The sequence below is a fragment of the Amedibacillus sp. YH-ame10 genome, from assembly GCF_053848885.1.
Genome location: NZ_JBSPFA010000001.1, coordinates 34250 through 56160, shown reverse-complemented (window position 1 = coordinate 56160; position 21911 = coordinate 34250). Strand labels below are relative to the sequence as shown.

The following is a 21911-nucleotide window of genomic DNA, read 5'->3' as shown; positions in this document are numbered from 1 at the left end:
AATATAAAAGAGGAGAAAGGCAATGATAAGGTAATGTACTAGGTTTCATATTCAAAAAGTAAACTATATTGAAAAATTGAAGATTCAAATTTACCAGATTTTAAAAACAGAAACCATTGAAAAATTCAAATGAAGGAGGTTTGTACATGGTAAGAGCTTATAGGACGATAGTGTATCTGAAAAGGTCAACCTTGAATGAAGATTATAGAACTGTAATAAACGACAAGTATAATGAGGTTTTACAAAGTATTCAAGAAAGGGGAGGGGTTATTTTAAATTGTTTGCCAATGGATGAGGGAATGATGCTTTTCAAGTTTTTTGTTATATATGAAGATAATGGGAATTTTGATGAAATAAATTCTTATCTAAAAGATGTTGTGTTTGCTTTAGATAAAATTTAAAATATTCGGCGTACTAAAATGACAATACGATTACTGAATTCGAAAGTTAGATGAACTCAACCGACTCCACAGTTAGTACAGTTGTTGTAGTGACTGGGTGTTATCCATTTTAGTTACTAATATATGATATACACCTGATTTGATAAGTAGTTTGGGTAATGAAATTATTGCATTTAGTGAGCCTTTAGGCATATCAACCTTAGCAATCACAGGAATCATTGGAGTAATATCATTGTTATCAAATTACCAAAGTGAAGAAACTAAGAAACACAATGAAACAATGGAAGCAATGAATAATGAAATTAGTGCTCGAAATGATTTAAGAAGCAAACAAGAGGAACAGTTACAAGGAAACTTAAGTGAAATCACAAATCTACAGAGTTTAAATACAGAATTGGGGAATATAACCGATGCAAATGGTAAAGTGAAAGCGGGCTATGAGGATAGAGCCGCTTTTATTGTATCTACCCTGAATAAAGCATTAGGGGAACAGATTACAATTGAAGATAGTGTAGTAAAAGGATATGATAAATCTTCTGAAAGTATTGATGGAAAAATCGATAAAATGAAAGCTAATCAAATGCAGATGGAATTAAGTGATATGAATAAAATAGCACTTAATCAGCTTTATAAATGTGTGGCAGATAAATTTAGAATTAGCAATAGCCTAAAGATGGGTATAGCTCTTTAAAAATAAACAATTAAGTAAAGAAGACAGATTGATTGTAAGATTAAAAGTAGTATGCTAAAATTTGAATATATAATCAGGAGGAAAGAGAATGATAAGATCTTTTACTAAAGCTATAAGGCTGCAGGATAATGCAAGTTTAAAAGTTGAGTGTTCAGATTTACTTGATTCAAAAATTGCATACGCCATAGAAATGATACAAAACAAAGGAGGAAGCATTGTAAATTCTTCATTGATACCTACTGCAACTACGGCGGAATACCAGTTTTATGTGTTATATGAGGATAATGGAAATTATCAAGCTATAGATAATTGCCTGCGAAAGGAAATTTTCAATTTTAAAAAATTGAAATTATAAAAGTTTGCTTAGAAAAGTAGACTTTTTTTATGAAAGGAGACATGTATGTCAAATTTAGAAACGATAAATATTAGTGTAAATACGGATCAAATAGAACAAGCAATGGTTGAAATGACATCTGTTATTAAAGAATCATTGGTAAGTGTCAATAACACAATAGCTGAGTTTAATAGCTCAATGAACTCAACTGGATCAATAGTTAATAATGTAAGTAGTATGGTTGGTTCAGCAGCTGGAGTCTTATTTAATTTAGGTACAAATGTATTTGATGTAACTAAAATAACAGAAAATCTAGGTTCTATATTTAGTGCACTTACAGGACCAATCGGAATTGCTACTTTAGCAATTACAGGAATCATAGGTGTAATTTCGTTATTATCGAACTACCAAAGTGAAGAAACTAAGAAGCACAATGAAACAATGGAAGCAATGAATAATGAAATTAGTGCTCGAAATGATTTAAGAAGTAAACAAGAGGAACAGTTACAAGGAAATTTAAGTGAAATCTCAAATCTACAGAGTTTAAATACAGAATTGGGAAATTTAACCGATGCAAATGGTAAAGTAAAAGCGGGCTATGAAGATAGAGCCACTTTTATTGTATCTAACCTGAATAAAGCATTAGGAGAACAGATTACAATTGAAGATAGTGTAGTAAAAGGGTATGATAAATCTTCTAAAAGTATCAATGAAAAAATCGATAAAATGAAAGCTAATCAAATGCAGATGGAATTAAGTGATATGAATAAAATAGCGCTTAATCAGCTTTATAAAAGTGTGGCAGATAAATTTAGAATTAGCAATAACCTAAAGATGGGTATAACTCTTTAAAAATAAACAATTAAGTAAAGAAGATAAATTGATTGTAAGATTAGAAGTAGTATGCTAAGATTTGAATATAAAATCAGGAGGAAAGAAAATGATAAGATCTTATGTCAAGGCTATAACCTGTAAAAAATACCCAACGGAAAAGCATGAATACTCAGAAATGTTGGATTAAAAAATTGCAGAGGCAATTGAAAAGATTCAGATGGAGGGGGGACCATTAAACATTTTTTTTAATACCATGTGACAGTGCTTGTTATTCATGTGTATTTAATGTAGTGTATGAGGATAATGGAAATTTTCATTCAATAGACAATTTATTAAGAAATGAAATATTTAATTTTGATAAATTGTGGTAGAACAAATTGTATTTGATGAGGAAGGAAATAAAAATGTAAAGAACATTTCCACCAATGTTAGTGTTGAGGAAAATCAAAGTGAAAATAAGGAGGTAATTGATATGAAAGATGTGTTTTCTAGTTACAAGGGGATATGGAAAAATGATGAATTAAGCGAAATAGTGTGTGGTATACAAGAATGTGGAGGTGAAATTTTATCTATATCTACTTCACTATCTAATGTTTCAACAGTAGCGGCAGAGCGTTTATTAATTATGTATGAAGATAATAATAAAAGAGAAGATATAAAAAAATTTCTATCAGGAAAAGAAGATAAATATAAGCAACGATTATTTGGTAAATAGAACAAAATAAATAGAATTGTTTAACAAAAAATATAAGCCAGCAATGGCTTTTTTTATAGGAGGAATTTATATGGAGAACAATTTACAAGATTTAAATATGGGCATATCTGATTTAGAAAAGACCCTTATGTTAGCTGTTAAAACAGTCAGTGAAGCAGTTGGACAGATGAATGAAAGTCTTAATTCTTTAAATGTTGATAAAAGCTTTGAATCTATAAGTACAAAGGTAGCAGGAAGTATTTCTACAATAAATTCATCCATGACATTATACAAAAATGTTATGGTCATGATGAATGATTCAACAAATTCAGTAATAAGTGCGATAGGGGGAATGTCTGGACCAATTGGAATTGCTACTGTAGCAATCACAGGAATCATTGGAGTAATATCATTGTTATCAAATTACCAAAGTGAAGAAACTAAGAAACACAATGAAACAATGGAAGCAATGAACAAAGAAATAGAGTCTAGAAATAGTTTAAAGGCAAAACAACAAGAACAGCTAGATGCTAATCTTAGCGAAATCACAAATTTACAGAGTTTAAATACAGAATTGGGAAATTTAACTGATGCAAATGGTAAAGTAAAAGCGGGCTATGAAGATAGAGCCGCTTTTATCGTATCTACACTTAATAAAGCACTAGGAGAACAGATTACAATTGAAGATAGTGTAGTAAAAGGATATAATAAATCTTCTGATAGTATTGATGGAAAAATTGATAAAATGAAAGCAGAAGCAATTTTGGAGGCACAACTACCTGCATATAAGATAGCTTTAATCGAATCAACTGAGGCACAGATGAAAGCTGATAAACTACAAATGGAATTAAGTGATCTTAGAATGCAAAAGAAAGCAAAAGAAGCAGAATTTGAAGCAATGAGAAATGATAAATCCAATAAATATAGCCAAGAGGATTATGAAAGAATTTCAAAGGAAATGAGTGAATTATATACAAGCACGGCAAAAAAAGAAGAAGCATATAATACACAAAGTGAAATTGCAAAAGGTTACTATGAAGACATGGCGAACTATGAAACTAATGCTGCATTAATAGCAAGTGGAAATGCAGAGAATTATGCTAAGGTACAAATGGATGGTGTATCTGCAAAAAATGCATCAGTTGAAGGTAAGAAGGAAATATTAGCTTCTGAGATTGAAGCGGAAACAGAGCATTTAGCCCTTTTACAAAAAATGAAATTTGATGAGTCTGATGTAGAAAGACAAAATCAATTGCAGGCACAAATGGATGCTGCACAAATGAAGATAGACTCTAATCAAGCTGAATTAGATACTCTGTCAGAACACCAAAAACAGGTTACAGAATTAAAGCAACTAAACAATTTAGAGGATATGAATTTTTTAGGAACATGTATCGCGGATAAACAAGCAACACTAACTGAAATGTATGCTAAGGAAGAAGCTGACTGGACGGAGGCGGAAAAGAAAAAAGCGGAGGGTTTGAAAAATCAAATTGCATCTGAATTATCTACCTATTCACAATTTGCAACTGACAAAGTGAATGCAGCAGTAAATCTATCATCGAAGTTGAATGAAAATTCTACTACAGAAGAGAAGGCCGCTGCGGAAATTGCAATGAGAGAAGCTACAAGTACTTTACAAATACTTGGACAAAATGCGTTGAAAAAATTAGACATTTTAAACGATTTAAATAAAAGAAGAAAAGAGGGCGATGAATCTGTAACAGATTCTATGATTGCTGAAGCTGAAAGGCAGGCATCTGAGGCAGAGAGTGGATATGGAAGAGTTGCACAAGAAGTAAGGAATAGTTGGAAGGATTTACCTGAGGATTCAAGAAAGACTTTCAAAAATGTAATGGATCCTATGATGGAAGAAATGCAGAATAAAGAACCATATTTATTTTCTAAAGCGGGAGGAATTGCAGAGGGTATTTTAGGACGATTAAGAAAATCATTTGATATAAAATCGCCATCTCGCAAAGTAAGAGAAATATTTAATTATGTTATGGAGGGAGCTGTAGTTGGATTAGATGATAAAACTCCAGAGTTAATGGATCAAAGCGAAGAAATCGCAACGGATATTACGGATGTATTCTCCCGAATAGGCAAAGCTGACTTTAGCAATATGGCAAAGCAATTACGTATGGCAATAGATTCGCAACAGTTACAAATGCGTGGAGTTGTTCAATCTAATCTATCACAAGAGGTATACACTTCTGGTCGTTTGAAAGTTGAAATTGGTGAGTTAAAAGGTGTACTTCAAGGTAAAATTGAAAACAGAATATTAATGGATGGTCGCGAAACTGCTGTTCAATTGACACCATTCATAAGTGAGGAATTGGCATTTTCAGCCAGATAGGAGATTATATGAAAATTAATGATAAAGATATTAAGACATATTTCCATGCAGATGTATGTAGCTTCCATGATAAAACAATGGAAATAGAGAATGAAACATTCTTGCCGATTGGAAGTTATCTTCCCATTGTTCATGCGACCACAATTTCTCCACAAGTACGTGAACTGGTTTTGGATTTTACTAGTAGAGAAGATATGAGTATGTTTGCGGTTGAACTTATGAACCCATGTACTATTGATGTAGATGATGGATATATATACGATTGTATTTTAAATGGTAAGAGTGAATCGCAGGATGGCGTAAACGCATACACTGCTACATATTCCTTTCAAGTTTTGAAACATAAAGCATTAATCGAAGTTGAAGATAGTAACTTTATGGTACAAGGAAACATAGCATGTGGCTGCATCTATGAACTACATGCTTTAGATGCACTACAGCGAGTAGAAGTAGATGGTATGATCATTTTGAATATGAAAAAAGATCAAACGTTGATAATAGATGGTATCGATAAGCTTGTTTATGATATAACAACTCCTGAATTATCTTCATTTGATCAAGTTCAAATACAAAAGTTTCCAAAGCTTATTCCAGGGATACATACGATACAAAAAGATAGCGAACTATGCAGGGTGGTAATAAAATACTATCCTGTATTTATGTAGGAGGGGTTATGGTGTTAAGTGTAAAGAGTAAGAAAGGGTATATTCCTTTAAAAAATCGAACGAATTTTAACATTGTATATAGTTATGAAGGAGAGCAAATGCTCTCCTTTGATTTGGCTGTAAATGATAAAGCTTTTAGCGAATTGAAGGAACGTTCTAAACTTAAATATTTGGATAATCGATATAATGTTACTAGAATTAATAAACGGAAATCGATTGTAACAATTCAGGCGGATTTAGATTTAAATGAGTGGAAGCGTGAAATTCATCGTACCTTTAAAATAGAGAATGCATTGTTTTCAGATGTTTTGCTACAAATAAAACCAGATGGGTGGACAATGGATGATATTGAAGAGGCCAAAGGAAGGTTTGATATTGAGTTAACGGGTGTAAATGCATATGACATATTGATGGAATGTAAGAAAATATATGGCATTGTATTTGAATACCATATTGTGGATAAACGTATTAAGGTTATAGATCCACTAGTGATTCAACAAAGGGGTCTATTTTTAAGTGAAGAACTTAACTTGGATAGCGTAGAGTATAAAGGTGAATATGGTGTACAAGTGAATCGTTTGTATGCTTATGGGAAAAAGATTGAAACTGAAGATGAGAATGGGAATAAGCATATTGAATATGTGAACTTTGCTGGAATTAATCATGGCTTAGAATACATTGATTGCATGGACTATATTGATGATGAAATTATTTGTGCATATTGGCAAGATGATAAAATTATAGATCCGCAGGAATTGTTGCGAAAGGCAAAAGAGCAATTAAAGGAGTTGGCATTTCCTAAACAGTCGTGGGGATGTAATATCTATGATTTATCTAGGACAAATAAAAAATACCAATGTCTAGATTTTAAACTGTATGATAAACCTGTATTATTAACCGATGGTTTGTCAATTGTTCATCAGATTGTAGAGTATAGCGAATATCCTGATCAACAACAATTGAACAAAGTAGTGTTAAGCACTTCGTTTAAGAAAATTCAAGGAGAAATCAAACGTATAAAATCTGATTTGAATGACTTGGATTTGGATTTGAAAGTAAAAGAGAATTTGCTCAACGAAATAAAACGTAGTGTAGATAGTAATACGTTACGTATCGAGAATACATATTCAAAAGAAGAAGTAGATACCAAACAAGAATCAATCATTCAGCAAACCAATGATTATATTGATTTATCAATTGCTCAAGTTGATAAAAAAATAGAACAGTTAGATATGACCACAATTCAATTTTTATTGATGAAAGATGGTTCGTTATTGGATGAAACTATTGATAAAGTAGAGCTTCATGCGAATGTGTTGAAGAATAATGAAGATATTACAAATGATATTGCCGCTATTTCTTTTAATTGGGAAAGAAAGTCAAAGGATAGTGAAGCAGACTATTTGTGGAATATATCACACAAGGCAATGAAAGAGGTTACTCTTACAAAAGATGACGTACATATAAGTGCTTCTTTTAGATGTATTTTGTCAACAGCACAATTTACGAAGTATACCGGTTTTGAAACTATTACAAATGAAAGTGATATACCAAAGTTAACAGTGTATCTAGATTCTAATTTACCATTGTATCAACATTATAATCTAGAATCAGAAACATTGGTTCCAGCATGGAATCCTTTGATTATTACACCCGAAGTAAAGGACGGATTATTGCAAATACCTTTAAATCAGTGTGTAGTTAATTGGAAGCGTTTTGATGGAGAATTAATAGATGGTGAAGTCATAGAAAATGGTGTTTTGAAAGTGTCTCAAAACAAACTTTTGGATGAAGAAGCTAAATCAATTACTTATATATGTACTGTTACATATAAAGAATATACGGCATTTGCATCAAAAGGATTTATCTTGTTAAGTGATGGAAGTGCAGGTAAAGGTGTAGATGAAATTGTTGTTGAATACTTTCTTTCTACTTCAAAGGAAACACAAATTGGAGGAGAATGGTCACCTATACCTCCATCTTGGATTCCTCAGCATTATATGTGGACTCGCAACAAAATCATCTATAGTGATGCTACAGTAAGCTATAGTCAACCAACATGTGATAGCTCATGGCAAGTAATCACTGGTCTTGAAATAGGAGGTAGAAACCTCTTGTTAAATAGTTCCTTTATCATGCATGATCGAAACTGGGAATCTGATATTTTGGAATATGTGAATAAGAATAAAAAAAGATGTGCACACATTTCATCAGTGGAGCTAAATACGACTAAGCATGTGGTACAAAGTATCCTTGGAAAACTAGAACCATCTTCTACATACACCATGAGTGGTTGGGTCTTGTTAGAAAACATACAAAAGGGAGATACTGCCTTTTATTTAGGTATTCGTCATCAAGGGATGTATAAAGTGCTTGAAGAAGAGCTGTCTTTTAGTTTTGGAGATTGTAAATTTGCAACCGAGGGCAAAGAAGGTCAGTGGCAGTTTGTGACTTGCACTTTTATGTCAGATACTAATAAAGTTTTAAATGAAGTCGTTTCAGATATTGAAATTTTATGTAAAGATTGCATTGGAGATATTTATTTTTATAACTTCAAACTTGAGAAAGGGAACTTCGCTACCGATTGGACACCTGCCATTGAAGATATAAACGAGAAAATTGAGGATGATGTGAACCAAGTAGAATCCAGAGTTACACAGTCTTTTCAATCTGCAATAGAACAATCGAAAAGTGAAATCAATTTATCTGTAGAGGAACTGATTACTACAACTACAGAGACGAGGGAACAGATAAACGGTATTCAAAATCAAATACAACTTACAAATGAACAAACAAGCTTTATAAAAACCACGGTTGATACACTAAATGATGTAGTGAATGGAAAAGTAGATGAATCTAAAATTCAAGAATGGGCAAGATTTGATGGATCATCTTTGGAACTCGGACAATCAAATAGTCCTTTCAAAGCGATCCTTACGAATACAGAATTGGGATTCTGGCAGGGAGATACGAAAGTAGCTTGGATTTCAAATAATGAATTGCATGTGACGAAGTCTGTTATAGTACAACAAATACAAGTCGGAAATTGGTTGTTTCGAGACGAAGGTAGTGCTGGGTTCACATTAAGGAGGTTATAATATGGGATTTCATTTAAAATTGTCTTTATCAGAAAGTAATGTAAATATTGCGAATAATACATCCGTAGTCACGGTAGGGGTTACTTGTGTTGCCAATGATTCTTATTCTTCTGCATATAATAACAATACGACATCGGTTTCTGTAAGTTGTGATGGTCAAAGTGGCTCTTTTTCTGTTGGAGGATATAATATTGGACTTGGTGGTTCACAATATCTTGGTTCTAAGTCTTTCACAATTATTCACAATAATGATGGTTCAAAATCTATAAGCGCATCCGCTACCTTTTATGCAGATAACTCATGGGTAGGTACACCAAGTGCATCGGGCTCACTTACTTTAACAAAGATAGCTAGAGCAAGTACATTTTCTATTTCGGGAAACACTATGGATTCACCTATGACAATCTCTATTTCTAGAGCTAGTTCTAATTTTACACATACTGTACGTTATCAATTTGGCAACGTTGTACGTGATTATAGTGGACAAGCAACTTCTTGTACATTCACACCACCGGCAAGTGATGCTTCACAAATTCCAAATACAACATCAGGAACGGGAACGATTACCGTTACAACATATTCTGGATCTACAAAAATAGGAGATAGTAAGTCATTAAGTTTTACTCTAAATATTCCAGGAAGTCTAAATCCATCATTTTCGAGTTTGAATATTACAAGAAATGATAATGGCGTACCACAAGAATGGGGAATTTATGTACAAGGAAAATCAAAAGCAACAGTTAAAATAGAGGGAGCAAGCGGAATATATGGGAGTAGTATTAGTAGTTATTCTATTGTAGGTAGCAATGGCACATCATCCAGCTCGAATACAGTAACTACAGATAGTTTACCATCTGGAACCATTACCTTTACGGGCAGTATAAAAGATAGTCGAGGAAAGACAGCAACTAGAGAAGCAAGCATAATAGTATATCCAAACTCAGCACCAACGCTTACACTGAAAGCTGAACGATGTAACGTATTAGGTGTTGTGAATAACACAGGAACTTATTTAAAAATAACACCAACCTATAGCTGTGCTAGTATCAATGGAAAGAATTATATAAGTAGTAAAGAGTTTAGTGTTTTAGCAACATCATATAAGAATACGACTGCTTCTTCAGGAAGTAGTTTTATTTTAGGAAATGGAGATATCTTGATATCGAAAAGTTACGATATCACAGGGGTAGTCAAAGATGCATTAGGACAGAGTAGTGGAACGATTACAATCAAAGTACCATCTTCAAGTGTACCAGTCAATTTTCGAGATGATATAAGTGGAGTGGGTTTTGGGAAGTATGCAGAAAGAGCGAATGCAATTGATAGTGCTTGGGATATTTATATAAGAGGTGCGAATATCATAGATTTAATAGTCCCTATAGGAACTATTATACCCAATCAATTGAGCACTTTTAATCCTAATAAAATATATTTTGGAACTACTTGGGTTCGTCACTCACAGGGCAGAGTTCTAGTTGGTGTTGATGAAAACGATCCAGATTTTAGTGTGCCAGGAAAAAAAATAGGGCATAAAAATTTACAAGCACATAACCATAGTGCATCTACGAGCATTGCGACAAGTGGTTCACATCGCCACGAGGGTATTAAATGGTTCGATACCCTTACTTCAATAGATGGTGGTAGTCAGTCTGGTCTTAAATTAAATTTTGCTTACAATGTGGCAAATCCAAATGGGCTACGCACAAATTATGGTGGTGACCATAATCATGGCGCATCAACTTCTATTGGAAGTGTTGGAAGTGGAGATGCTCAAAATATACAGCCATCAATAACTACTTATATGTGGCTAAGAACAGTATAGGAAAGGAATAATGTAATGGGATTTCATTTAAATTTATCTTTATCAGAGAGTAATGTAAACATTGCGAATAATACATCTGTAGTCACAGTTGGGGTAACTTGCGTTGCCAATGATTCTTATTCCTCTGCGTATAATAACAATACTACATCGGTTTCAGTAAGTTGTGATGGTCAAAGTGGCTCTTTTTCTGTTGGAGGATATAATATTGGACTTGGTGGTTCACAATATCTTGGTTCTAAGTCTTTTACAATTACTCATAATAATGATGGGTCTAAATCTATAAGCGCATCCGCAACATTTTATGCAGATAACTCATGGGTAGGTACACCAAGTGCATCGGGCTCACTTACGTTAACAAAGATAGCTAGAGCAAGTACATTTTCTATTTCGGGAAACACTATGGATTCACCTATGACAATCTCTATTTCTAGAGCTAGTTCTAATTTTACACATACTGTACGTTATCAGTTTGGCAGTATTGTACGCGAATATAGTGGACAAGCAACTTCTTGTATATTCACACCACCGGCAAGTGATGCTTCACAAATTCCAAATACAACATCAGGAACGGGAACGATTACTGTTACAACGTATTCTGGATCTACAAAAATAGGAGATAGTAAGTCATCGAATTTTACACTTTATATTCCCAATAGTTTATCTCCTTCTTTTTCAGATTTAACTGTTACTAGAAATGATAATGGCGTACCACCAGAATGGGGAATTTATGTACAAGGAAAATCAAAAGCAACAGTTAAAATAGAGGGAGCAAGTGGTATTTATGGGAGTAGTATAAACACATATTCAATTGTAGGTAGTAATGGAACATCTTCCAGTTCAAGTGCAGTAACTACAGATAGTTTACCATCAGGAACCATAACCTTTACTGGAAGTATAAAAGATAGTCGAGGAAAGACAGCAACTAGAGAAGCAAGCATTACAGTATATCCAAACTCAGCACCAACGCTTACACTGAAAGCTGAACGATGCAACGTATCAGGTGTTGTGAGTAACACAGGAACATACTTGAAAATAACACCAACCTATAGCTGTGCTAGTATCAATGGAAAGAATTATATAAGTAGTAAAGAATTTAATATTTCAACAACATCTTATAAGAATACGACTGCTTCTTCAGGAAGTAGTTTTATTTTGGGAAATGGAGATATTTTGATATCGAAAAGTTACGATATCACAGGGATAGTTAAAGATGCATTAGGACAGAGTAGTGGAACGATTACAATCAAAGTGCCATCTTCAAGTGTACCAGTCAATTTTAGAGATGATATGAGTGGAGTTGGGTTCGGGAAGTATGCAGAAAAGGTAAATGCTATTGATAGTGCTTGGGATATTTATATAAAGGGAAACAAACTGATGACGAACAGTGACTGTCCTTTTCCTATAGGATTTATTATTACTAATACTCTTTCAAGCTTTAATCCAAACACACAATATCAGGGAACTACTTGGGTTCGATATGCACAAGGAAGGGTACTTGTAGGACTTGATGAAAATGATGCAGACTTTATTAACTCCGGAAAGACAGGAGGTGTGAAAGTACACTCTCATTCAACAGGTAGTCTGTCTTTATCGATTAATCAAATACCAAGCCATGGTAGACATTTGTTTGATATTTCTGGCGGTGACAATGTTAGACAAGGAACTAGTAAATACACCTTAACAAACGAAAAAATGCATTCCTATATGTCATCTGGATGGACACAATTCGCAGGAAATGAAAATTACCCTTATGGAAAATATGTAGGAGGCGGTGAAGCTCATAATCATGGAAATACAGGTAGCGCTCAAAATTTACAACCATATATTGCTGTCTACATGTGGGTAAGAACAGCATAGGAAAGGAAATAACATGGGATTTCATTTAAATTTATCTTTATCAGAGAGTAATGTAAACATTGCGAATAATACATCCGTAGTCACAGTAGGGGTTACTTGTGTTGCCAATGATTCTTACTCTTCTGCGTATAATAACAATACTACATCGGTTTCTGTAAGTTGTGATGGTCAAAGTGGCTCTTTTTCTGTTGGAGGATATAATATTGGACTTGGTGGTTCACAATATCTTGGCTCTAAGTCTTTTACAATTACTCATAATAATGATGGGTCTAAATCTATAAGCGCATCCGCAACATTTTATGCAGATAACTCATGGGTAGGTACACCAAGTGCATCGGGCTCACTTACTTTAACAAAGATAGCTAGAGCAAGTACATTTTCTATTTCGGGAAACACTATGGATTCACCTATGACAATCTCTATTTCTAGAGCTAGTTCTAATTTTACACATACTGTACGTTATCAGTTTGGCAACGTTGTACGTGATTATAGTGGACAAGCAACTTCTTGTATATTCACACCACCGGCAAGTGATGCTTCACAAATTCCAAATACAACATCAGGAACGGGAACGATTACCGTTACAACGTATTCTGGATCTACAAAAATAGGAGATAGTAAGTCATCAAGTTTTACTCTAAATATTCCAGGAAGTTTAAATCCATCATTTTCGAGTTTGAATATTACAAGAAATGATAATGGCGTACCACAAGAATGGGGGATTTATGTACAAGGAAAATCAAAAGCAACAGTTAAAATAGAGGGAGCAAGCGGAATATATGGGAGTAGTATTAGTAGTTATTCTATTGTAGGTAGCAATGGAACATCTTCCAGTTCAAGTGCAGTAACTACAGATAGTTTACCATCAGGAACCATAACCTTTACTGGAAGTATAAAAGATAGTCGAGGAAAGACAGCAACTAGAGAAGCAAGCATTACAGTATATCCAAACTCAGCACCAACGCTTACACTGAAAGCTGAACGATGCAACGTATCAGGTGTTGTGAGTAATACAGGAACATACTTAAAAATAACTCCAACCTATAGCTGTGCTAGTATCAATGGAAAGAATTATATAAGTAGTAAAGAATTTAATATTTCAACAACATCTTATAAGAATACGACTGCTTCCTCAGGAAGTAGTTTTATTTTAGGAAATGCAGATATTTTGATATCGAAAAGTTACGATATCACAGGGGTAGTCAAAGATGCATTAGGACAGAGTAGTGGAACGATTACAATCAAAGTACCATCTTCAAGTGTACCTGTAAACTTTAGAGATGATATGAGTGGAGTTGGATTTGGGAAGTATGCAGAAAAGGCAAATGCTATCGATAGTGCTTGGGATGTCTATATTAAAAATAATCGTGTTATGCCGATGTCTATGAGTGGCGGGTATTGGGGGTTTTCAGATATAAGTGATTATCTTAGAACACCTTTGAATGGTCTGATTCCTTACAAAAGTGGCGCAAATGGGAATATCGGGACAGAATCTTGGAGATTTGATTTTGGCTATTTTGTTTCTTTGAATGTATCTTCGAGAGGATTTTTTGGTGGTTATATAAACAATAATTATGCGTTGTCTACTGCTTCATTAATTTGTCGTGACTGGATAAGAACTACTGGAAATACGGGTTGGTATAATGAAACTCATGGTGGTGGTATTTATATGACAGACAGTAATTATGTCAGGGTGTATAATAACAAAATGTTTTTATGCGATAATAAAATTTCGGGCACAAATATAGAAATACGTAGTCCAAAAGGTAGAGGACCAGGTTTAGCAATAGCTAGTGACTCATATGATAGTAGTGCTACTATAAATCAATTAACTATTATTCAAACGAATAAATGGTATATGCAACTATATACTCCTAATCTGCCAACAAAAGCATGGGGAGTAGATTTATGGGCATCAGATTTAGAATTGAAGAAAAATATAAAAGAATTGCCTGTGAAAAGAGATAAAAAAAGAGGGCGATCAGCTACCTATGGAACATATATCAATGCATTATCAATTATCAATTCGATTAAGCATTATAGTTTTGATTGGAATGATTTAGGTGGTCATATAAATTTGGGTTATATTGCTGATTATTTGCAAGAAATTTATCCAGATGCAGTATTTGAAGTAGGTGATGAAGAAACAGGGAAAACCAAGAATATTAGTGCATCCGCAATGATTCCATTGATAACACTAGCTATGCAACAACAACAAATAAAAATCGATGAGCAACAACTTAAAATAGACGATTTAGAAAAGAGATTAAATGCCCTTGAATTGGAATTTAACAAAAAGAAAGAAGATACAATACAGGAAACAAAATCTCGTGTATAAAAAAATGAATGTGCTAAGAAAACAAAAAAGAGGAGAGAACTAGAAAATTTCGAAGTTCTACTTTTATAAAAAATGAGATTTAAACTTAATGTTTGTGGCATGATAAGAATCACAAGAATAAATTTGAAATAATAAGAAAGGCAAATTCTAATTAAGTAAAAAAGTTAACATAGTAATTAGAAAATGCTTTTTTATTGCCGCCATAGCGGAGAAAGAGATGAGGGATTATGAAAATGGAATTTATTATCGACAGTATCAATACAAACCCAGTAGTACTAATAGTGGCATTATGGATAGTTTTAGATACCATCTTTGGCGTGTTGAGATCTTTTAAACAACACGGTTTTAATTCTAGTTTTGGAATTGATGGTGGCATAAGAAAAATAGGTATGATATTTGGAGTATTATTTCTCCTAATAGCGGATCATATTGTACACATAAATTTAGCATTCATGATACCTGTAGATTGGTTAAAAATATTTGATTTAGAAAAAATAGGATTAACAGAATTCTTTGGAATCTTGTTTATACTATATGAAACAATTAGTATTCTAAAGAACATGATTTTGGTTGGTGTACCAGCACCAAAATGGCTTAAGGATTGGTTAGAGAATTTTTTAAATACAATGACAAATGAAATGCCAGAAATTTTAAAAGGTAAGGAGGATAAGTGAATGAAAACACCTTTAGATTTTAGAAATGAAGTATTAGGAAAGCGATTTGATATTGATGGTTACTATGGTGCTCAATGTTGGGATGGATATGCTTATTATATGAAATGGTTAGGTTATACATATGCTTTTTGTACCTCAAGTAATTATGTGAAAGATATTTGGAATAATAGAAATAATAACGATATGCTGAAATACTGTGATGTAGTTTCTACCTTGCAACAAGGAGATATCGCTGTGTTTGCGGAAACGAGTGAAACTCCATATAGTCATATCGCTATATTTATTACGGATAATGGAAATGGAACTGGAACTTTCTTGGGACAAAATCAAGGAGGCTATGATGGATCCTTTAATGAAGTGAGCTTTTCTTATAAATGCTTACTTGGTGCATTTAGACCCAAATGCTATATTGGCTTGTTCGATAAGTTAACAAAAAGCAAGTATGGAGTTGGTCTTCCAGTATGTACAAATATCTTAGCTACCTCTAGTACAGGTGGTAACGTGTTTAAAGGTGATTGGGAAGGTGTTATCACTCACATTGTTGAGGGAACTCCATATCCATATTTGTTAAACAACGGAACTGGCTGGACGAATGATAATGGAATTGACAGTGATTTACACATTCCTGGTGTGAAAAAATCTGTTGATCAAGTTGCCTTAGAAATATATAGAGGAATCGGGAATTGGGGGAACGGTCAAGAACGTATTAATAAATTAAAGTCAGCAGGATATGATGCCAATGATGTGCAAACAAAAGTAAATTCAATGTTTTAATTGAAAATCCCTACTTCTCTTTGAGAGGTAGGGATTTTTCTGTGTATTGAGCAAAGTAACAAACAATATTAATGGAGGAGATGCGTTTTGATCATAAGGAAATGATGAAGCAAGTTCAAAACTTAACTACGAAATCAAATGAGAGTATATTCTTAAGTCTTGCAGAGTTTGCTTTATCTTGCTACTATCAATCAAAGGAAATGCAATACTTTGCTAGTGAAATCTCTGTAATCATAGATATAGCTTCAAATTTTTGTTAATAACCAACTGAAGTTACGCCATAAACGGCTTGATCTTGTGTAAATCCGTCATATAATAGTTGATCTATCAAACCTTGTCTTGAGAAAGACATAAAATTTATATAAGATTGCGCTTTTTTTGCAGCTTGTGCATTCCAATCCGCACCACAATTGTTTGCTGCATATGTAGCAGCGTCTGATGAATATTGTTCATAAATCAATTGATTTACTAGCCCAGAGTAAGAAAATGGCATAACAGCGAGGTATCTCTTTGCAGAGTTAAGAGCATTAGAATTCTCCATATTCACATTTGGAGTAGAAGGCGCAGACGGTTCAGCTGGCGCTGGTGTAGGTGAAGGATTTGTTACAGGTGTCTCCTCTTTCGGAGTTTCTGTTGTTGGTGCTTCTGCGGTAGGTTCTTCATTAGTTGTTTCTGTATCTTTATTTTCGTTTGTGTCTTTATACCTATAAACTTCTACATTTAATATTTTCGCAAACTTATCAATGTCAGTTTTAGTATAAAGCTTATTTAACCTTACTAATACATTCTCGAATATGATATGATTACCATAAATGTCAAGAAAAGAATCTAGATCTGCTAAGTAATCAGCTCTTTTAATAGCTTCCTCGTTGGATTTGAAAACCTCAATAGTACCACTTGTAGGGTCTTTAGGATCATAATCACCAGAAATGCTCTTATCGTTAAAACTGACTTTACCTATGTATGTTGGCTTGTTATTCAAATCGTTACTTTCATCAAAATTAATATAATAATCAATGTTTGAGTTGTTTTCTTTAAATTGCTCGACTATATCTTTTGCTTTCGCACGTCCAGCTTTAGTAAAATTATCCTTTTTTATCTCCTTGTTTTTTGTACTTGTGTCTTCTTTTTTATCAGATGAACAAGCGGTGATAGGTATTATCATTGTGAAACATAATAATACTGCAAATAATTTTTTCATTCTTTTTCCCTCCTATGAATGATATGTAAACATCATTTGATGTAGTTACTTTTTCTATTTATATTTTTTCTTTGGAGTATGATTTTTTACGAATGATTTAATAGTAATTCCTGCGATTAACTTTTCAAATATAGTGAATAAAATACGATGAGTGTTTATGGTTGAAATAGTATAAATATTTAATTTTTATACTTTTAAGATAACCATTAACATAGTTTATATTGTTGTTGTACTAGTCAGAAGAATAGTCCAAAATCACTTTAAAATATTCAGCTACTTTTACGAATTTATCGATAGAAATTTTGTGTAATAAACTTGTTTATATCATTTGCTTGGACATATATGAAATGAACACGAGAAGTGTACAATTTTATTATAAAAATATGTAATTTAAAATCTTCTCTAAACAAATTATAGCAGTATAATCTAAAAGTACAATACATAGGATAAAGTAGCTTAAAATATTCCTACCCTTTTTGAAAGATAGAACTTTATTATATATTTGTTCCTTGCTTTACATCCATCCAAAACAATAGGATTGCCATTCCAATTGTAAATGTAATTTCCAATAATGAAGATACACTTCCATAAACCATAAAGAGGACTAAGTCAAAAGAGACAAGTAAACCATATAAGGACATACTCTTTTCAAATAGGACGAAATCTTTTTTCATTAAGTCAAAGAGATAATGGAAGAATACAGCAACATAAAGTGCGGTTGCCCACATGGCAATACGGATGTGCCATTTTGATAATTCTGGATAAGAGGTTGGATGATAGGGAAGAAGCACAGATATCATCATTCCTAAACAAGCGATCAATAAAAGTAACTTACCAAGTTTTGATGAATAAGAAGTTCGTTTCATAAAGGTATATGTATAAGAATAGAAATATAACCCTGCACTTGCTCCCCATAAAATTAAGTAGAACTTGTGACCAAGTTCATTTCCTAAATAGGAAAGGTTTTCTTTTAAAGGGGCGACATAGAACAGTGTCCCTAAATTACATAGTATGATGAGAATCAAAGCGATGAGCTTGATTTTTTTTATGCTTTCTTTTTTCATACAATACCGCCTTTTCAGTGTGATTATTATAACATTTAATTTTGTGAAAAAATGTGAAATGAATAAAAATTTAGGATTTTTAGAAATAAATCTCGTATGTAATAAGTGTAAGGGATAAGAAGGAGGGACATGCGTGGATGAACGTTTGAAAAAAATCGAATTAAGGGAAGATGGGTTTTTAGAAGTTACTCTAAAAAAAGGAAAAGATTTTGATGATTATATTTATCAACAGATGCAAAAGGATAGTGGGTGTTTGTCTTGTGTAAGAGATCCACGAATGAAAAGTAAACTATATTATGATACAAAGGGGTATGTTAGTTTGCAAACGTATCTAAAAGCACATATGTTTGATGAAGTGGAGAGTATTGAATTCCTGATTTATTTGTTAGAGGATATGGTGCGGGTAAATACAGCAAAGCCTATTTTAATGGATCCTGCTTATATATTCTTGAGTTATGATGGAGGTGTTTTGCGTTTTCTTGTAATACCTGCCGATGTAGATCAGTGGGTGTTTCAAAAAAAGGAGTGTAGAGAGTTTTTAGAAGAGTTGATATTTGAAATGCGTATATCACAAGGGTATGAAGCGATAGGTTATTTGACCTATATGAAACGTTATGAAGAAGTTTCATTGCCAATGATATTACAAGGGTTACATGATTTACGAGAACAACATAGACCAAAACCAACCCTCTTAGAAAAATTGCTTCATTTACATAAAGAGGAAGAGTACATGATAAAAGATATTCCTCTACCGAAAGCATATCCACAACTACAAGTCTTAAATGCTGTTATGGAGGAACAAGGGCCTTATTTGAAAGAAGAGGAAGAACCACAATCCATCCATGCGCACACGGTTGTATTGTTGCAGGAGAGTTCTTTATCGCTTTATGATGAAACAGCGAAAGAAGAGGTTTTGATACATAAGGATACCTTTACAATAGGTAGGGCGAAAGATAATGATTTATGTATACCAGAACAGTTTATTTCACAACATCACGCTTGTATTTATCGAAACACAAGAGAAATAGAAGATTTATCTTCATCGAATGGAACCTTTATCAATCAACAAAGAATCAAACGTGAAACCTTGCAAGATAAAGATAGAATCAGTTTTGCGAAATCCTCATTCATTGTAAAAATAAAGGATGGATAGAATGTTGCTTCATGATCGTTATGAAATACTATGCGAAATTGGTAAAGGGGGAAGTGCAAAAGTATATAAAGTTTTCGATTTACGGCTACAAATGCACTTTGCATGTAAATGTATCGCACTACAAGATGAAAAAAATAAAACGAGTTTCTATCGTGAATTAAAGATTTTAACAACCCTGCATCACTCCAATATTCCTCGTGTAATAGATCAATTCGAAGAGGAATCATATGCGTATGTCATTATGGAACATATTGAGGGGATGTCTGTTTTAGATTATGTGTTGGAACATGGAAACATACATGAAAAACAAGTGCTGTCTTGGATGTTAATTGTCATTGATATATTCTTGTATCTTCACAATCTCAAGCCAGAACCATTGCTTTATTTGGATTTGAAACCACAAAACATCATGATATCGAAGAGTGGTAAGTTGTATTTGATCGATTTTGGTTCAAGTACCTTAGGTACGCAGATTACTCCAATTTCAGCCACGAAAGGATATGCTCCCAAGGAACTTATGAAACAACATCAAGTTAGTAAAGGGTGTGATATTTATAGTTTTGGAGTTACGTTTTATGTTTTACTGCACGGACATTTTCCAAAGGAAGCAAAGAAAGTATCACCTCTTGATAAAGCGTTGTTAAAGTGTTGTGAAAAGGATGTGAAGAAACGATTTCAAAGCTTTGAAGAAGTGAAGAAGAATGTTCGTAAACAGATGATGAAGCGTTCTATGCACTTGTATAAAATGATCCTATTGATAATTTTGAGTTTGCTCATGGGTTGGGTGGGGTGTTATGAAGAGCGTAGGGTACAAGAGAGTGTAAGTGTTGATTATTTAAATGCTATGAAAGAGGAAAATTATTTGGAGGCAATGAAGTTATCGAATGGAGAGGTAGAACCATATCGTAGATATTATGAACAACAGTGTACGATAGAGAACACATGTGAAAAAGCACTGTTAGAAATGGAATCTCAAGCCATCAAATGGAAGCATGATACATATTCGCAGGTAGCATTTTTTATTGCTTCTAAAGCAATTGAACAACAAGATACTTTTTATTTTCAAATGGCATACAAATATTTAGGATATGTGAAGAGTGAACAAGATATAGAGAGGAATGCGATTGAGAATCTTCGTTATATCTTGCAAGTGTTAACACAAAGACAACTCAATACTTCACAACAAATACCTTTATCTAAGGCATTAAAGGAACTGGAGGCATATGCAAACTCACGAAAGGATATAGAAGAGCAGTATGTTTATGAACATATCTTGCTAATTCTTTACGAACAACAACATCTTGTACTTGATGAGGCGAATGAAACCATCCTTAGGATATGTACAAAGATGAAATCACAAATACAAGATACACAGAATGGATTGGATATGACAAAGTTAACGTATTTGGATGAACGTATTGCCTATGCGTATTATCGCATGGGAATGAACGATTATACGAAACAGATGTATACACCAATGAAACAACATTACGAACAATCGATATCTTATTTTTTAAATAGTGAGACAAAGGATCGATTCTCAATATTATCTTCTATGTATTTACAGATATTTGAATATGCAATTGATGATCAAGAGAAAAGAAACTATGTATCTATACTACAAGAAGCTAAAAAATATGCAGCTCAAATACCGCAAGAGAACACACGCTTGTATATGGAAGAAATGATAGAGAGAAAGTTAAGGAGTTATGTGAATTAGAATGGAAAGGGTAAGTGTTTATATTAGTTTTTGTATTGCGGGAATCTGTATGTTGGGCGCAATGCGTGAATGGTTTTTATTAAGGAGGATTGTTAAGAAAAAAGAAATTGTATATGAGTATGAAGTTATACAAATAAATGATGAACAAACAGAAGTATTAAGAAAGGACGATATATAAATGAAGGTGTGGAAACTATGTGTATGTTTATTTTTGGTGGGGATGATTCCTTCT

18 protein-coding genes are annotated in these 21911 nt (G+C 33.2%); 16 read left to right on the top strand and 2 right to left on the bottom strand.

Annotated features, from left to right (window positions below):
• Positions 1–146 precede the first annotated feature (146 nt).
• From ACWG42_RS00255 to ACWG42_RS00195, 13 genes are all read left to right on the top strand, one after another.
• Positions 147–401, top strand: coding sequence for a hypothetical protein (locus tag ACWG42_RS00255; RefSeq protein WP_455789427.1), 255 nt, complete (start codon positions 147–149; stop codon positions 399–401).
• Positions 402–552: 151 nt separating this feature from the next.
• Entirely contained in the window at positions 553–1092 is a 540-nt protein-coding gene (locus ACWG42_RS00250; RefSeq protein WP_455789426.1) for a hypothetical protein, read from the top strand.
• An 88-nt stretch (positions 1093–1180) separates the two neighbouring features.
• A complete protein-coding gene (locus tag ACWG42_RS00245; protein WP_455789425.1) occupies positions 1181–1447 on the top strand; it encodes a hypothetical protein in 267 nt (88 codons plus the stop codon).
• A gap of 45 nt (positions 1448–1492) precedes the next feature.
• Complete coding sequence (locus ACWG42_RS00240) at positions 1493–2278, top strand: hypothetical protein (RefSeq protein WP_455789424.1); 786 nt, start codon at positions 1493–1495, stop codon at positions 2276–2278.
• Positions 2279–2732: 454 nt separating this feature from the next.
• Positions 2733–2975, top strand: coding sequence for a hypothetical protein (locus ACWG42_RS00235; protein WP_455789423.1), 243 nt, complete (start codon positions 2733–2735; stop codon positions 2973–2975).
• A 70-nt stretch (positions 2976–3045) separates the two neighbouring features.
• Positions 3046–5313: a hypothetical protein gene (locus ACWG42_RS00230; RefSeq protein WP_455789422.1), complete on the top strand. Its 2268-nt coding sequence runs from the start codon at positions 3046–3048 to the stop codon at positions 5311–5313.
• An 8-nt stretch (positions 5314–5321) separates the two neighbouring features.
• Positions 5322–5978 (top strand): hypothetical protein, encoded by a 657-nt coding sequence (locus tag ACWG42_RS00225; RefSeq protein WP_455789421.1) that lies wholly within the window; start codon positions 5322–5324, stop codon positions 5976–5978.
• Between the two features lie 8 nt (positions 5979–5986).
• Positions 5987–9076: a phage tail protein gene (locus ACWG42_RS00220; RefSeq protein ID WP_455789419.1), complete on the top strand. Its 3090-nt coding sequence runs from the start codon at positions 5987–5989 to the stop codon at positions 9074–9076.
• Position 9077: 1 nt separating this feature from the next.
• Positions 9078–10898, top strand: a complete 1821-nt coding sequence (locus ACWG42_RS00215) for a DUF859 family phage minor structural protein (protein WP_455789418.1) — start codon at positions 9078–9080, stop codon at positions 10896–10898.
• A gap of 15 nt (positions 10899–10913) precedes the next feature.
• Complete coding sequence (locus ACWG42_RS00210; RefSeq protein WP_455789417.1) at positions 10914–12755, top strand: DUF859 family phage minor structural protein; 1842 nt, start codon at positions 10914–10916, stop codon at positions 12753–12755.
• 13 nt (positions 12756–12768) lie between these two features.
• The gene (locus ACWG42_RS00205; RefSeq protein WP_455789416.1) at positions 12769–15093 is read left to right on the top strand and encodes a DUF859 family phage minor structural protein; all 2325 of its coding nucleotides are present in this window, start codon (positions 12769–12771) and stop codon (positions 15091–15093) included.
• Between the two features lie 227 nt (positions 15094–15320).
• The gene (locus ACWG42_RS00200) at positions 15321–15767 is read left to right on the top strand and encodes a phage holin family protein (RefSeq protein ID WP_455789414.1); all 447 of its coding nucleotides are present in this window, start codon (positions 15321–15323) and stop codon (positions 15765–15767) included.
• The gene (locus ACWG42_RS00195; protein WP_455789413.1) at positions 15768–16541 is read left to right on the top strand and encodes a CHAP domain-containing protein; all 774 of its coding nucleotides are present in this window, start codon (positions 15768–15770) and stop codon (positions 16539–16541) included.
• Between the two features lie 256 nt (positions 16542–16797).
• Here the strand turns inward: ACWG42_RS00195 and ACWG42_RS00190 are convergent, their stop codons facing one another.
• A complete protein-coding gene (locus ACWG42_RS00190) occupies positions 16798–17742 on the bottom strand; it encodes an Ltp family lipoprotein (protein WP_455789412.1) in 945 nt (314 codons plus the stop codon).
• 494 nt (positions 17743–18236) lie between these two features.
• Positions 18237–18806: a hypothetical protein gene (locus ACWG42_RS00185; protein WP_455789411.1), complete on the bottom strand. Its 570-nt coding sequence runs from the start codon at positions 18804–18806 to the stop codon at positions 18237–18239.
• Positions 18807–18939: 133 nt separating this feature from the next.
• Here ACWG42_RS00185 and ACWG42_RS00180 point away from each other — a divergent pair, with 133 nt between their 5' ends.
• Genes ACWG42_RS00180 through ACWG42_RS00170 form a run of 3 tightly spaced genes read left to right on the top strand, consistent with a single transcriptional unit; the run spans position 18940 to position 21857 of the window.
• On the top strand, positions 18940–19959 hold the full coding sequence (locus ACWG42_RS00180; protein ID WP_455789410.1) for an FHA domain-containing protein: 1020 nt from the start codon (positions 18940–18942) through the stop codon (positions 19957–19959).
• 1 nt (position 19960) lies between these two features.
• A complete protein-coding gene (locus ACWG42_RS00175; protein WP_455789409.1) occupies positions 19961–21679 on the top strand; it encodes a serine/threonine protein kinase in 1719 nt (572 codons plus the stop codon).
• A gap of 1 nt (position 21680) precedes the next feature.
• On the top strand, positions 21681–21857 hold the full coding sequence (locus tag ACWG42_RS00170) for a hypothetical protein (protein WP_455789408.1): 177 nt from the start codon (positions 21681–21683) through the stop codon (positions 21855–21857).
• Positions 21858–21911 lie beyond the last annotated feature (54 nt).

Excerpts from the sequence above, each read along its gene's own strand:
- ACWG42_RS00255 (WP_455789427.1), top strand. The coding sequence starts at position 147 with ATGGTAAGAGCTTATAGGACGATAGTGTATCTGAAAAGGTCAACCTTG.
- ACWG42_RS00245 (WP_455789425.1), top strand. The coding sequence starts at position 1,181 with ATGATAAGATCTTTTACTAAAGCTATAAGGCTGCAGGATAATGCAAGT.
- ACWG42_RS00240 (WP_455789424.1), top strand. The coding sequence starts at position 1,493 with ATGTCAAATTTAGAAACGATAAATATTAGTGTAAATACGGATCAAATA.
- ACWG42_RS00235 (WP_455789423.1), top strand. The coding sequence starts at position 2,733 with ATGAAAGATGTGTTTTCTAGTTACAAGGGGATATGGAAAAATGATGAA.
- ACWG42_RS00230 (WP_455789422.1), top strand. The coding sequence starts at position 3,046 with ATGGAGAACAATTTACAAGATTTAAATATGGGCATATCTGATTTAGAA.
- ACWG42_RS00225 (WP_455789421.1), top strand. The coding sequence starts at position 5,322 with ATGAAAATTAATGATAAAGATATTAAGACATATTTCCATGCAGATGTA.
- ACWG42_RS00220 (WP_455789419.1), top strand. The coding sequence starts at position 5,987 with ATGGTGTTAAGTGTAAAGAGTAAGAAAGGGTATATTCCTTTAAAAAAT.
- ACWG42_RS00215 (WP_455789418.1), top strand. The coding sequence starts at position 9,078 with ATGGGATTTCATTTAAAATTGTCTTTATCAGAAAGTAATGTAAATATT.
- ACWG42_RS00210 (WP_455789417.1), top strand. The coding sequence starts at position 10,914 with ATGGGATTTCATTTAAATTTATCTTTATCAGAGAGTAATGTAAACATT.
- ACWG42_RS00205 (WP_455789416.1), top strand. The coding sequence starts at position 12,769 with ATGGGATTTCATTTAAATTTATCTTTATCAGAGAGTAATGTAAACATT.
- ACWG42_RS00200 (WP_455789414.1), top strand. The coding sequence starts at position 15,321 with ATGAAAATGGAATTTATTATCGACAGTATCAATACAAACCCAGTAGTA.
- ACWG42_RS00195 (WP_455789413.1), top strand. The coding sequence starts at position 15,768 with ATGAAAACACCTTTAGATTTTAGAAATGAAGTATTAGGAAAGCGATTT.
- ACWG42_RS00190 (WP_455789412.1), bottom strand. The coding sequence starts at position 17,742 with ATGAAAAAATTATTTGCAGTATTATTATGTTTCACAATGATAATACCT.
- ACWG42_RS00185 (WP_455789411.1), bottom strand. The coding sequence starts at position 18,806 with ATGAAAAAAGAAAGCATAAAAAAAATCAAGCTCATCGCTTTGATTCTC.
- ACWG42_RS00175 (WP_455789409.1), top strand. The coding sequence starts at position 19,961 with ATGTTGCTTCATGATCGTTATGAAATACTATGCGAAATTGGTAAAGGG.
- ACWG42_RS00170 (WP_455789408.1), top strand. The coding sequence starts at position 21,681 with ATGGAAAGGGTAAGTGTTTATATTAGTTTTTGTATTGCGGGAATCTGT.